This window comes from Serratia rhizosphaerae (assembly GCF_009817885.1).
GTDB classification, from domain to species: Bacteria; Pseudomonadota; Gammaproteobacteria; order Enterobacterales; family Enterobacteriaceae; genus Serratia_B; species Serratia_B rhizosphaerae.
In genome coordinates this window covers 1030911-1043363 of record NZ_CP041764.1, presented here as the reverse complement: position 1 = coordinate 1043363, position 12453 = coordinate 1030911, and the positions used below count along the sequence as shown (strand labels likewise).

The 12453-nt window shown below is 59.1% G+C and carries 12 protein-coding genes and 1 pseudogene; 10 read left to right on the top strand and 3 right to left on the bottom strand.

Annotated features, from left to right (window positions below; translation table 11 throughout):
* Positions 1-12 precede the first annotated feature (12 nt).
* From yajC to FO014_RS04940, 4 genes and pseudogenes are all read left to right on the top strand, one after another.
* Entirely contained in the window at positions 13-345 is a 333-nt protein-coding gene (yajC, locus tag FO014_RS04955) for a preprotein translocase subunit YajC (RefSeq protein ID WP_004949246.1), read from the top strand.
* A gap of 24 nt (positions 346-369) precedes the next feature.
* A complete protein-coding gene (secD, locus tag FO014_RS04950) occupies positions 370-2217 on the top strand; it encodes a protein translocase subunit SecD (protein ID WP_160028117.1) in 1848 nt (615 codons plus the stop codon).
* 10 nt (positions 2218-2227) lie between these two features.
* On the top strand, positions 2228-3196 hold the full coding sequence (gene secF / locus FO014_RS04945; RefSeq protein ID WP_105229996.1) for a protein translocase subunit SecF: 969 nt from the start codon (positions 2228-2230) through the stop codon (positions 3194-3196).
* 112 nt (positions 3197-3308) lie between these two features.
* A pseudogene (locus tag FO014_RS04940) lies at positions 3309-4554 on the top strand (IS3 family transposase).
* Between the two features lie 21 nt (positions 4555-4575).
* On the opposite strand, the gene FO014_RS04935 reads toward FO014_RS04940, so the two are convergent.
* A complete protein-coding gene (locus tag FO014_RS04935) occupies positions 4576-5121 on the bottom strand; it encodes a SadB/YajI family lipoprotein (protein WP_160028115.1) in 546 nt (181 codons plus the stop codon).
* 197 nt (positions 5122-5318) lie between these two features.
* On the opposite strand from FO014_RS04935, the gene nrdR reads away from it, so the two are divergent.
* The 6 genes from nrdR (at position 5319) to pgpA (ending at position 9561) form a co-directional block, all read left to right on the top strand.
* Complete coding sequence (gene nrdR, locus FO014_RS04930; RefSeq protein ID WP_021180191.1) at positions 5319-5768, top strand: transcriptional regulator NrdR; 450 nt, start codon at positions 5319-5321, stop codon at positions 5766-5768.
* An 11-nt stretch (positions 5769-5779) separates the two neighbouring features.
* A complete protein-coding gene (gene ribD, locus FO014_RS04925; protein ID WP_105229998.1) occupies positions 5780-6889 on the top strand; it encodes a bifunctional diaminohydroxyphosphoribosylaminopyrimidine deaminase/5-amino-6-(5-phosphoribosylamino)uracil reductase RibD in 1110 nt (369 codons plus the stop codon).
* 99 nt (positions 6890-6988) lie between these two features.
* Positions 6989-7459, top strand: coding sequence for a 6,7-dimethyl-8-ribityllumazine synthase (gene ribH / locus FO014_RS04920; RefSeq protein ID WP_015671170.1), 471 nt, complete (start codon positions 6989-6991; stop codon positions 7457-7459).
* 20 nt (positions 7460-7479) lie between these two features.
* Complete coding sequence (gene nusB, locus FO014_RS04915) at positions 7480-7896, top strand: transcription antitermination factor NusB (RefSeq protein WP_105229999.1); 417 nt, start codon at positions 7480-7482, stop codon at positions 7894-7896.
* A 182-nt stretch (positions 7897-8078) separates the two neighbouring features.
* Positions 8079-9056, top strand: a complete 978-nt coding sequence (thiL, locus tag FO014_RS04910) for a thiamine-phosphate kinase (protein WP_105230000.1) — start codon at positions 8079-8081, stop codon at positions 9054-9056.
* A gap of 37 nt (positions 9057-9093) precedes the next feature.
* Entirely contained in the window at positions 9094-9561 is a 468-nt protein-coding gene (gene pgpA / locus FO014_RS04905) for a phosphatidylglycerophosphatase A (protein WP_370576259.1), read from the top strand.
* Positions 9562-9597: 36 nt separating this feature from the next.
* Here pgpA and dxs read toward each other — a convergent pair whose 3' ends face one another.
* Together dxs and ispA are read right to left on the bottom strand one after the other, a co-directional pair.
* Positions 9598-11463 carry a 1-deoxy-D-xylulose-5-phosphate synthase gene (gene dxs, locus FO014_RS04900; RefSeq protein WP_105230002.1) on the bottom strand — a complete coding sequence of 622 codons (1866 nt, stop codon included), beginning with the start codon at positions 11461-11463 and terminating at the stop codon, positions 9598-9600.
* A gap of 85 nt (positions 11464-11548) precedes the next feature.
* On the bottom strand, positions 11549-12451 hold the full coding sequence (gene ispA, locus FO014_RS04895) for a (2E,6E)-farnesyl diphosphate synthase (protein ID WP_160028113.1): 903 nt from the start codon (positions 12449-12451) through the stop codon (positions 11549-11551).
* Between the last annotated feature and the right edge of the window lie 2 nt (positions 12452-12453).

Genomic DNA, 12453 nt, shown 5'->3' with positions numbered 1-12453 from the left:
GAGGGAATTTCAATGAGCTTTTTCATTTCTGACGCCGTCGCATCCGCAGGAGCTCCGGCTCAGGGAAGCCCGTACTCTCTGATCATTATGCTGGTGGTATTCGGCCTGATCTTCTACTTCATGATCCTGCGCCCGCAGCAGAAGCGCGCCAAAGAGCATAAAAAACTGATGGACTCCATCGGCAAGGGTGATGAAGTGCTGACCACCGGCGGTCTGATCGGTCGCGTTACCAAAGTGGCCGATACCGGCATTATCGCTATTGCGCTGAACGACACCACGGAAGTGATGATCAAGCGTGACTTCGTGGCGGCCGTTCTGCCGAAAGGTACCATGAAGGCCCTGTAATTTTTTTTCCCGAAGGGAATTGCCGTGCTAAACCGTTATCCTTTGTGGAAGTATCTGATGCTGATCGTGGTGATCGCCGTCGGTCTGCTTTATGCGCTTCCCAACATTTATGGTGAGGATCCGGCCGTACAAATCACTGGCGCGCGCGGTGTCGCCGCCAGTGAAACTACGCTGGACCAGGTCCGTACCGTATTAGAAAAAGACCATATCGAGAGCAAGTCGATCGCGCTGGAAGAAGGCGCCATCCTGGCTCGCTTTAAAGATCCTGACGTTCAGCTGCGGGCGCGTGAAGCCCTGATGTCGGCGCTGGGCGATAAGTACGTTGTGGCGCTGAACCTTGCGCCGGCGACGCCGCGCTGGCTGTCCATGCTGGGCGCCGAGCCGATGAAACTGGGCCTTGATTTGCGCGGCGGCGTGCACTTCCTGATGGAAGTTGACATGGATACCGCGCTCAGCAAGCTGCAGGAACAGACCATCGACACCCTGCGCAGCGACCTGCGTGAAAAGGGCATCCCTTACGCGTCTATCCGCAAGCTGGACAACAACGGCGTTGAGGTCCGCTTCCGCGATAACGACGCGCGCGATCGGGCCATCAGCTATATGACGCCGCGTCAGCGCGACTACGTGTTCTCCTCTAACGGCAGCAACGTCATGAAGGTCACCCTGACCGATGCGCGTCTGAGCGAAGCGCGCGAATATGCCGTGCAGCAGAACATCACCATCCTGCGTAACCGCGTCAACCAACTGGGCGTCGCCGAGCCGCTGGTGCAGCGTCAGGGTTCTGACCGCATCGTGGTTGAGCTGCCGGGCATCCAGGACACCGCGCGCGCCAAAGAGATTCTGGGCGCTACCGCGACGCTGGAGTTCCGTCTGGTTAACACCAACGTTGACGCCACTGCGGCGGCCAACGGCCGCGTGCCGGGCGATTCGGAAGTGAAGAACACCCGTGAAGGCCAGCCGATCGTGCTGTACAAGCGCGTGATTCTGACCGGTGACCATATCACCGATTCCACCTCGACCATGGACGAGTACAACCAGCCGCAGGTTAACATCTCGCTGGACAGCGCCGGCGGCAACTCGATGTCCAACTTCACCAAGGACAACATCGGCAAGCCGATGGCGACCCTGTTTGTGGAATATAAGGACAGCGGCAAGAAAGACGCCAACGGCCGTGCGGTGCTGGTGAAGCAGGAAGAAGTGATCAACGTGGCGAACATTCAGTCGCGTCTGGGCAACAGCTTCCGCATTACCGGTATCGGCAACCCGAACGAAGCACGTCAGCTGTCGCTGCTGCTGCGTGCCGGTGCGCTGATTGCGCCGATCCAGATCGTGGAAGAGCGTACCATCGGCCCGACCCTGGGGATGCAGAACATCGAACAGGGCCTGGAAGCCTGCCTGTGGGGCCTGGTGGCGTCCATCGTGTTTATGGTGGTGTGGTACCGTAAATTCGGCGTGATTGCGACCAGCGCGCTGGTGGTCAACCTGGTGCTGATCGTCGGCGTGATGTCGCTGTTGCCGGGCGCAACGCTGACCATGCCGGGGATTGCCGGTATCGTTCTGACGCTGGCGGTGGCGGTTGACGCCAACGTACTGATTAACGAACGTATCAAGGAAGAGCTGAAGAACGGGCGTTCCGTTCAGCAGGCGATCCATGAGGGCTATAAAGGCGCGTTCTCCAGTATTATCGACGCCAACGTCACCACGCTGATCACCGCGATTATTCTGTACGCAGTGGGCACCGGTTCGATTAAAGGCTTTGCGATTACCACCGCGATCGGCGTGGCGACGTCCATGTTTACCGCGATTGTCGGTACCCGTGCCATCGTCAACCTGCTTTACGGCGGCAAACGCATTAACAAGCTGTCTATCTGAGGAGTGCGTTGTGGCACAGGATTATACTGTTGAGCAACTCAACTACGGCCGTAAAGTCTATGACTTTATGCGCTGGGACTATCTGGCTTTCGGCATCTCGATTGTGGTGCTGATCGCCTCTATCGCCATCATGTCGGTGCGCGGCTTTAACTGGGGACTGGATTTCACCGGCGGTACGGTGATTGAAATCAACCTGGAGCAGCCGGCAAACCTTGACCTGATGCGCGATACGCTGGAAAAGGCCGGGTTCCAGGACCCGGTTATCCAGAACTTCGGCAGCAGCCGCGATGTAATGGTGCGCATGCCGCCGGTTACCGGCAATGCGGGCCAGGAGCTGGGCAACAAAGTGATCGGCGTGATCAATGAGTCGGTGGATAAGAATGCGACCGTGAAGCGTATCGAGTTCGTCGGCCCGAGCGTGGGCAGCGAACTGGCGCAGACCGGCGGCATGGCGCTGCTGGTGGCGCTGATCTCGATTCTGATCTACGTCGGCTTCCGCTTTGAGTGGCGCCTGGCGGCCGGTGCGGTTATCGCGCTGGCGCACGACGTGGTGATTACCCTCGGCGTGCTGTCGCTGTTCCATATCGAGATTGACCTGACCATCATCGCTTCCCTGATGTCGGTTATCGGTTACTCGCTGAACGACAGCATCGTGGTGTCAGACCGTATTCGTGAGAACTTCCGCAAGATTCGCCGCGGTACGCCTTACGAAATCGTCAACGTGTCGCTGACCCAGACGCTGAGCCGTACGCTGATGACCTCCGGCACCACGCTGGTGGTGGTGCTGATGCTGTATATCTTCGGCGGCGCGATGCTGCATGGCTTCTCGCTGGCGATGCTGATCGGCGTGTCCATCGGTACCATTTCCTCTATCTACGTCGCCTCTGCGCTGGCGTTGAAACTGGGAATGAAACGCGAACACATGCTGCAGCAGAAAGTGGAGAAAGAGGGCGCCGATCAGCCTTCTATTCTGCCTTAATCTGCTGTACGTTCAGCGGAATAAAAGAGCGCCGGTTGGCGCTCTTTTTTTATGCACGTGACCCGTCCTAAATAGCGTTGACACATTTTACTCACGAACAGAGGAAAGTGTGATGAACCAGTATGTTAAACGCACGCAACGCGATTACCCTCTATCCTTTAAATTGGCCGTCGTCCAACAGGTCGAAAAAGGCGAGATGACTTACCGTCAGGCACAAGACCGCTACGGTATCCAGGGCAGTCATACCGTCATGAACTGGCTGCGTAAATATGGCCAACTCGACTGGCGTTCGTCCTCTTCAACCAGACTGTGCGGAGATGATATGCCCAAGTTACCCCTGACTCCTGAACAGCGCATCAAAGAACTCGAACAGCAACTGGCTGAATCTGAAGTCAAAGCGCAGTTCTTTGAAGCCGTCGTAAAAGTGATGAATACCGAGTTCGGAGCTACCCTGACAAAAAAGCAGTTGGCTGCCTTATCGCGCAAACACAAGCGCCACGACTCACGGTAGCACGCGCCTGCCGGTGGATGGGTATCAGCCGGCAGGCATGGTATCAGTCCTTGCAACGTGAACGTGGAAGAGAAGAGCAAGCCCACCATATAGTGGAGCAGGTGACCGCTATCCGCTTACACCAGCCCCGACTGGGTACACGCAAGCTGCACCACTTACTGCGACAGCAGCCGGAAGCCCCCGTGCATGTGGGGCGAGACCGCCTGTTCCGGATACTGCGCTGCGCCCGTTTACTGGTGATGCCTAAACGGGCGTATCATAAGACAACGCACAGCCATCATCGTTTTTACCGTCATCCCAACTTGCTGAAAGCGGGAGAACATCAGGTTATAGCCAGCCGCCCGGAACAGGTGTGGGTAGCGGATATCACCTATCTGCCGCTGAAAACAGGAACGGCGTATATCAGTCTGATAACGGATGCGTGGTCGAGAAAAATCGTGGGGTATCATGTGCATGACAGCCTGCATACCCGGCATGTCGCCTGTGCGTTCAAAATGGCGCTGGCCAGCAGGCGCACCGCAGCTCCGTTGGTACATCACTCGGACCGGGGGATCCAGTACTGCTCGCAGGAATATCAGACGTTACACAAGCGACATGGCGTCACCTGTTCGATGACAGACGGGTATGACTGTTACCAGAATGCGCTGGCGGAGAGGATAAACGGGATACTGAAAACGGAATACCTGCTTGGCAAACCGAAAGACATCGTGCAGGCAAGAAAGATGGTCAGGCAGTCTGTGGAAATCTACAACGCACGGCGACCGCATCTGTCGCTACAATACAAAACGCCCGATGAGGTTCATCGGGCGTTATAAGGCTGAAAAGTGTCAACCTATATCAGGACTAGTCAACGGTTCCGGCGGCTGAGTTAACGGCTTTCGGCGGTGAGCGGCTCAACGCTGTGTAGGCGGATATAGCCCAGCTGTTCCGGGGTGACGTCGCTGAAGCGCAGCTCGAAACTTTGCGTGGTTTTCGCCAGCAGCGAGTCGCCGTTTTGAATCGGCTGGGACAGCGCGCCGGCATTTTGCAACTGGCCGTTGTCATCCAGCCGTCCCCACTCCACCATCGCCTTGAAGGCGGGCAGCGCTTTGCCGGACAGCGTGCGGATATGCAGCACCGCCTGCGAGCCGTTGGCTTCGCTTTTTACCCGATCCAGCGCGACGCTGAGTTCGCCGATATTGCTCTGCAGTCGTGCCGGCGTGTTGGCGGTGGGCAGCAGATAGACGCCGCTGGTCGAACCTTGGTTCAGCTGTTTCTGGCGTTCCAGCGCCGTAGCCTGTTCGGTCAGCGTGGTGACTTTTTGGCTCAGCTCGCCGACCTGGTTGCGCAGGTTCGGCACGTCGCGGTTTTGCGCGCAGCCGGCAAGCAAAATCAGGGCGGTAAGCAGGCAGACTTTAGGATAACTGATTGTCATGGCGGCGATTCCCTATTCAATGACTCCTGTTATCAGCTTAGTCGGAATGTGCCGGAAAGTCATGTTTGACGCAGAGTATCGCCGGGGCGTGAAGCACGTTTCGTCAGTGCGTGGCAACAAATGCCCGGCGCCCTTTGTTATGCTGAAAGTTCGGGGTAAACTGTGCGTCATTATGAGAACGCTTATCAGGACCTGTTATGCATTGCCCTTTTTGCGCTGCTGTTGATACCAAAGTGATAGATTCCCGTCTGGTCGGCGATGGATCGCAGGTGCGCCGTCGCCGCCAGTGCCTGGTTTGCAACGAACGTTTTACCACCTTTGAAGTGGCCGAACTGGTCATGCCGCGGGTGATTAAAAGTGATGAAGTCCGCGAGCCATTCAATGAAGACAAGCTGCGTCGCGGCATGCTGAAGGCGTTGGAAAAACGCCCGGTCAGTTCCGATGACGTCGAGAACGCCATCAACCATATCAAATCCCAACTGCGTGCCACCGGCGAACGCGAAGTGCCGACCAAAATGGTCGGCAATCTGGTGATGGACGCGCTGAAAAAGCTCGATAAGGTGGCGTATATCCGCTTTGCCTCGGTGTACCGCAGCTTCGAAGATATCCGCGAGTTCGGCGAAGAGATCGCCAAACTGCAAGACTGACAGGATTGCTGATGCCTAACGATCAACTGTATATGGCGCGCGCGTTTGAACTGGCGCGCCTGGGCCGTTTTACCACGGCGCCGAACCCCAACGTCGGTTGTGTGATCGTGCGCGATGGCAAGATCGTCGGCGAAGGCTACCATTTACGTGCGGGTGAACCGCATGCGGAAGTGCATGCATTGCGTATGGCCGGGGAACTGGCGCGCGGCGCGACCGCCTATGTCACGCTGGAACCCTGCAGCCACCACGGCCGTACGCCGCCGTGCGCCGATGCGCTGATCAATGCCGGCGTCAGCCGCGTGGTGGCGGCGATGCAGGATCCGAACCCGCAGGTGGCGGGGCGCGGTCTGTACCGCCTGCAGCAGGCGGGCATCGACGTCAGCCATGGCCTGATGCTGGCGGAGGCCGAAGCGGTGAACCGCGGTTTCCTCAAACGGATGCGCACCGGTTTTCCCTATGTGCAGCTGAAGCTGGGGGCGTCGCTTGACGGGCGCACAGCGATGGCGTCGGGCGAAAGCCAGTGGATTACCTCGCCGCAGGCGCGCCGTGACGTGCAGCGTCTGCGGGCGGAAAGCGCGGCGATCCTCAGCACCAGCGCCACCGTCCTGGCGGACGACCCTTCGCTGACCGTTCGCTGGGATGAGCTGGACGCCGATACGCAGCGCCGCTACCCGCGTGACAATCTGCGCCAGCCGCTGCGCATTATTCTTGACAGTCAGAACCGCGTCACGCCGCAGCACCGGGTGGTGCAGCAGCCGGGCGCGACCTGGCTGGCGCGGCTGCAGCCTGACCAGCAGGCGTGGCCGGAAGGCGTGGAGCAGCTGACGCTGCCGGCGCACGGTGGCGGTATCGATCTGGTGGTGATGATGATGCAGCTGGCCAAGCGCCAGGTGAACTCCGTCTGGGTCGAGGCCGGCGCGCAGCTGTCCGGCGCGTTGCTGCAGGCCGGGCTGGTGGATGAGCTGATTGTGTACGTTGCGCCGAAGCTGCTCGGCGATAATGCCCGCGGGCTGTGTCACCTGCCTGGCCTGGAACGGCTGGCGGAGGCGCCGGAGTTCGTGTTCAGCGACGTGCGGCAGGTCGGTCCTGATTTGCGGTTGCGCCTGACGGCGAAACAGTGATTGCCTGGCGGCTTTGCAAAAAGCGCCGCGCAGGCGGCCAAAGAATATGATAGAATCCGCCCCCCTGCGGGGTATTGAACCCATTTTTAAGGAAAGTCCATGAAAGTTATCGAAGGTGTTGTTGCTACTCCTAATGCTCGTGTGGCGATCGCAATTGCACGTTTTAACAATTTCATCAACGACAGCCTGCTGGAAGGCGCCATCGACGCGCTGAAACGTATTGGCCAGGTTGCAGACGACAATATCACCGTTGTCTGGGTGCCGGGCGCTTACGAGCTGCCGCTGACCGCAAAAGTGCTGGCCAACACCGGCAAATACGATGCCATTATTGCACTGGGCACCGTGATCCGCGGGGGCACCGCGCACTTTGAATATGTGGCGGGCGAAGCCAGCTCCGGCGTGGGCAGCGTGGCGCTGAGCAGCGAGATCCCGGTGACTTTCGGCGTGTTGACCACCGAAAGCATTGAACAGGCGATCGAGCGTGCCGGCACCAAAGCGGGCAACAAAGGCGCAGAAGCCGCCCTGACCGCACTTGAAATGATTAATGTTATTAAAGCTGTTAAAGCCTGAATTTAGTTAAGGGGAATTCCGTGAAACCTGCTGCTCGTCGCCGCGCTCGTGAGTGCGCTGTTCAAGCGCTTTACTCTTGGCAGTTGTCTAAAAACGACATTGCCGATGTTGAATTACAGTTCCTGACGGAGCAGGACGTCAAAGACGTTGACGTCGCCTATTTTCGCGAGCTGCTGTCCGGCGTGGCGATGAATGCGGGTACGTTGGACGCGCTGATGACGCCTTACCTGTCTCGCCAGCTGGAAGAGCTGGGCCAGGTGGAAAAAGCCATTCTGCGCGTGGCGCTGTTTGAGCTGAAAATGCGTGAAGATGTCCCTTACAAAGTGGCAATTAACGAAGCGATCGAACTGGCGAAAGTGTTCGGCGCCGAAGATAGTCACAAATTTGTGAACGGCGTGCTGGATAAAGCGGCGCCTCACATCCGCAAGAAAAAATAAATGATGTGGCCGCTCTGCGGCCCATTTTATTTCGGCGTTTGTTCAACACTGTCATTGCACGTTAGGGCATATCTCACGCCCATAAAAATCATTTGCTAACCACGGGCTGCAGGCCCTGGCCGCTGAACATATTGCTGCGAGCCGGCTTGTCAGCACAGCGATTCTTTATTGGAATATTTACCATGGCATGCGGCGAATTTGACCTTATTGCCCGCTATTTTGACCGGTTCAAGAGTTTGCGCCGGGACGTACAGTTGGGCATTGGAGATGACTGCGCACTCCTGACAGTGGCAGAAAAACAGCTTTTAGCCATCAGCACCGATACCCTGGTTGCCGGGGTGCACTTCCTGCCGGATATCGATCCGGGCGATCTCGGTTACAAAGCCCTGGCGGTAAACCTGAGCGATCTGGCCGCCATGGGCGCGGATCCGGCCTGGTTGTCGCTGGCCCTGACGCTGCCGGAGGTGGATGAAGCGTGGCTGAAAGCCTTTAGCGATGCCCTGTTCGAACAGCTGAATTACTACGGCATGCAGCTGATCGGCGGTGATACCACCCGCGGGCCGCTCAGCATGACCCTGACCATCAACGGCCTGGTGCCGGCGGGGCGGGCTTTACGCCGCGACGGCGCGCGTATCGGCGACTGGATCTATGTGACCGGTACGCTGGGCGACAGCGCCGCCGGGCTGGCGTTGCTGCAACAGCGGTTGGCGGTGGATGATATGACGGCGCGCGATTATCTGCTGGCCCGTCATCTGCGTCCGCAGCCGCGGGTGTTGCAGGGGCAGGCGTTGCGCGATCTGGCCAGCGCGGCGATCGATATTTCCGATGGTTTAATCTCTGATTTACAGCATCTGTTAACCGCCAGCCAGTGCGGCGCGCGCATCGATCTGGACGAATTGCCGCTGTCGCAGGCGCTGACCGAGCATACCGACAGCGAACAAGCGTTGCGCTGGGCGTTAACCGGCGGTGAAGATTACGAACTGTGCTTCACGGTGCCGGAGATCAACCGCGGTGCGCTGGACGTGGCGCTGAGCCATCTGGGCGCCGACTACACCTGTATTGGTCAGATTGGCCCGGAAGCGGAAGGCGTCAAATTCTTCCGTGATCATGAAGCGGTGGAGCTGCCTTGGCGGGGCTTCGACCATTTCAGCAGCAAATAGGGAAATCCGCGTGGATGAAGCAAAACGCCGGTTGCGCATGAGCAACCCCTGGCATCTGCTGGCGACCGGTTTCGGCAGCGGACTGTCGCCGGTGGTGCCGGGTACGATGGGATCGCTGGCGGCTATTCCGTTCTGGCTGCTGCTGATACAGCTGCCGTGGCAGCTTTATTCGCTGATCGTGATGTTCAGCATCTGTATCGGCGTCTATCTGTGCCACCAGACGGCGAAAGACATGCGCGTGCACGACCACGGCAGTATCGTCTGGGATGAGTTTGTCGGTATGTGGATCACACTGATGGCGCTGCCGGTGAATGACTGGCGCTGGGTCGCCGTTGGTTTCGTGCTATTTCGCATTCTGGATATGTGGAAGCCCTGGCCGATCCGCTGGTTTGACCGCAATGTGCACGGCGGTATGGGCATTATGATCGACGATATCGTCGCCGGCGTGATCGCCGCGGGGATGATCTACCTGCTGGGGCATCACTGGCCCGTCGCTCTGTTCTGAGATAAAACAAGGGCGCCTTGCGGCGCCCTTTATTGATTATTCAGCCAGCCAGTCTTCTATCTGACGTTGGATACCGGCGGCGTCCAGGCCGAGGTCGCTGCGGATCTCCTCTTGGCTGCCCTGCGGGACAAAGCTGTCCGGCAGGCCGAGATTCAATACCGGCACCAGACGGCGTTTCGCCATCAGCAGCTCGTTTACGCCGCTGCCGGCACCGCCCATAATGGCGTTTTCTTCCAGCGTGACCAGCAGCTCATGGCTGGCGGCCATCTCCAGCACCAGCTCCTCATCCAGCGGCTTCACGAAGCGCATATCCACCAGCGTGGCGTTTAACGCCTCGGCGGCCAGCTGCGCTTCCGGCATCAGGGTGCCGAAGTTGAGAATGGCAACCTTTTCCCCTTCACGGCGTACGATGCCTTTGCCGATCGGCAGTGACGTCAGCGGTTCCTGAGCGGCGCCGGTACCGCTGCCGCGCGGATAGCGCACCGCGCTCGGGCCGTCCTGATAGTGGTAGCCGGTGTACAGCATCTGGCGGCACTCATTCTCATCGCTTGGCGTCATGATCACCATATTGGGGATGCAGCGCAGGAAGGAGAGATCGAACGCTCCTTGGTGGGTCTGGCCGTCGGCGCCGACGATGCCGCCACGGTCGATGGCGAACAGCACCGGAAGCTTCTGGATCGCCACATCGTGGATCACCTGATCGTAAGCGCGCTGCAGGAAAGTGGAGTAGATGGCTACCACCGGCTTGTAGCCGCCGATCGCCAGGCCGGCGGCAAAGGTGACCGCGTGCTGTTCGGCGATGGCGACGTCAAAATACTGCTGCGGATAGTCGCGTGAGAACTGCACCATGCCGGAGCCTTCGCGCATTGCCGGGGTAATTGCCATCAGTTTGTCGTCTTTGGCGGCGGTTTCACACAGCCACTCGCCGAAGATCTTGGAATAGGTCGGCAGGCCGCCGGCGCTTTTCGGCAGCGTGCCGCTGGCCGGATCGAATTTTGGCACCGCGTGGAAGCTGATCGGATCTTTTTCCGCCGGGGCATAGCCGCGCCCCTTTTTGGTCATGATATGCAGCAGCTGCGGCCCTTTCAGATCGCGCATGTTCTTCAACGTCGTAGCCAGCGCCTGCACGTCGTGGCCGTCGACCGGGCCGATATAGTTGAAGCCCAGCTCCTCGAACAGCGTGCCCGGCACCACCATCCCTTTGAGATGCTCTTCGGTGCGTTTGACCAGCTCTTTGATCGGCGGCAGGCCGGACAACACCTTCTTGCCGCCCTCGCGCAGCGTGGAGTAGAGCTTGCCGGACAATAGCTGCGCCAGATGGTTATTAAGCGCGCCGACGTTCTCGGAAATCGACATTTCGTTGTCGTTCAGGATCACCAGCATGTCCGGATCGATATCGCCGGCGTGGTTCATGGCTTCGAACGCCATGCCGGCGGTGATGGCGCCGTCGCCGATCACGCAGACGGTGCGGCGGCCTTTGCCTTCGCGCTCCGCCGCCACCGCCATGCCGAGGCCGGCGCTGATCGAGGTGGAGGAGTGGCCGACGGACAAGACGTCGTATTCACTCTCATCGCGCCACGGGAAAGGGTGCAGGCCATTTTTTTGCCGAATGGTTGAAATGCGGTCGCGGCGTCCGGTCAGAATTTTATGTGGGTAGGCCTGATGGCCGACGTCCCACACCAGATGGTCGAACGGCGTGTGGTAAACGTAGTGCAATGCCACCGTCAGTTCGACGGTACCCAGCCCGGAAGCAAAGTGGCCGCTTGAGCGGCTGACGCTGTCCAGCAGATATTGCCGCAGCTCATCACACAGCTTCGGCAGGCTTTCTTTTGGCAGCGAGCGGAGTTCCTCGGGGTTTTCCGCCAGCGCCAGCGTCGGGTATTTGGCTATATCAAGACTCATTCGATACTCATATCAGAGGTATGCCATCGCGCAACGGCCGCAGCGTCGGGGCCGCGGCGGCGTTAAATGGCGATAACGTCACACGTTAATTGTCGCGTTCAATAATAAAGCTGGCCAACGCGCGCAATGATGCGGTGTTGTATGATTGCGCCGCCAGCGTATCCAGAGCGCTCAAGGCTTCCTGATACAGATCCCGGGCTTTGGCCCTGGCATTGTCCAGGCCCAGCAGCGCGGGATAGGTGCTTTTTCCGTGTTGCTGATCGGCGCCTTGGCGTTTTCCTATTTTTGCAGTGTCGCCGATGACGTCGAGAATGTCATCCTGAACCTGAAACGCCAGGCCGATGGCCGCCGCGTAGCGATCCAGTTCGGCCAGCGCCGCACGCCCCGGCTCGCCCGCCGCCAGCGCGCCCAGACGCACGGCTGAGCGGATCAGTGCACCGGTTTTGTGGCGGTGAATTTGCTCCAGTTCTTCCAGATTAATCTGACGGTCTTCTGCAGCAAGATCCAAGGCCTGACCGCCACACATGCCGGCCACGCCGCTGGCGCCGGCCAGTTCCGACACCATCGCCAGGCGGTCGCGCATTGCGACATCCGGCATCTCGGCATCGGCCAGAATGGAGAAGGCCAGCGTCTGCAGCGCATCGCCGGCCAGAATCGCACTGGCTTCATCAAATTTGAGGTGGCAGGTAGGCTGGCCACGGCGCAGGTCGTCGTCGTCCATCGCCGGCAGATCGTCATGGATCAAAGAATAGGCGTGGATGCATTCTACCGCCGCCGCCGGCGCATCGAGGTTGCCCGACGGCACGCCGAACATCTCGCCGGTGGCATACACCAGGAACGGGCGCAGACGCTTACCGCCCAGCAGGGCGCCATAGCGCATGGCAGCCACCAACCGGCCGTCGTTAAACGGCAGCGGGGCGATAAAGTCCAGCAGTGCGCGATCGGCGCGCTGACGATAGCTCTGTAGCTGGCTGTTGAAGTCAGACATCA

What these genes read in the sequence shown, in the direction of transcription:
- yajC (WP_004949246.1), top strand. Translation starts at nt 13, where the DNA reads ATGAGCTTTTTCATTTCTGACGCCGTCGCATCCGCAGGAGCTCCGGCT.
- FO014_RS04935 (WP_160028115.1), bottom strand. Translation starts at nt 5,121, where the DNA reads ATGACAATCAGTTATCCTAAAGTCTGCCTGCTTACCGCCCTGATTTTG.
- nrdR (WP_021180191.1), top strand. Translation starts at nt 5,319, where the DNA reads ATGCATTGCCCTTTTTGCGCTGCTGTTGATACCAAAGTGATAGATTCC.
- ribD (WP_105229998.1), top strand. Translation starts at nt 5,780, where the DNA reads ATGCCTAACGATCAACTGTATATGGCGCGCGCGTTTGAACTGGCGCGC.
- ribH (WP_015671170.1), top strand. Translation starts at nt 6,989, where the DNA reads ATGAAAGTTATCGAAGGTGTTGTTGCTACTCCTAATGCTCGTGTGGCG.
- thiL (WP_105230000.1), top strand. Translation starts at nt 8,079, where the DNA reads ATGGCATGCGGCGAATTTGACCTTATTGCCCGCTATTTTGACCGGTTC.
- pgpA (WP_370576259.1), top strand. Translation starts at nt 9,094, where the DNA reads ATGAGCAACCCCTGGCATCTGCTGGCGACCGGTTTCGGCAGCGGACTG.
- dxs (WP_105230002.1), bottom strand. Translation starts at nt 11,463, where the DNA reads ATGAGTCTTGATATAGCCAAATACCCGACGCTGGCGCTGGCGGAAAAC.
- ispA (WP_160028113.1), bottom strand. Translation starts at nt 12,451, where the DNA reads ATGTCTGACTTCAACAGCCAGCTACAGAGCTATCGTCAGCGCGCCGAT.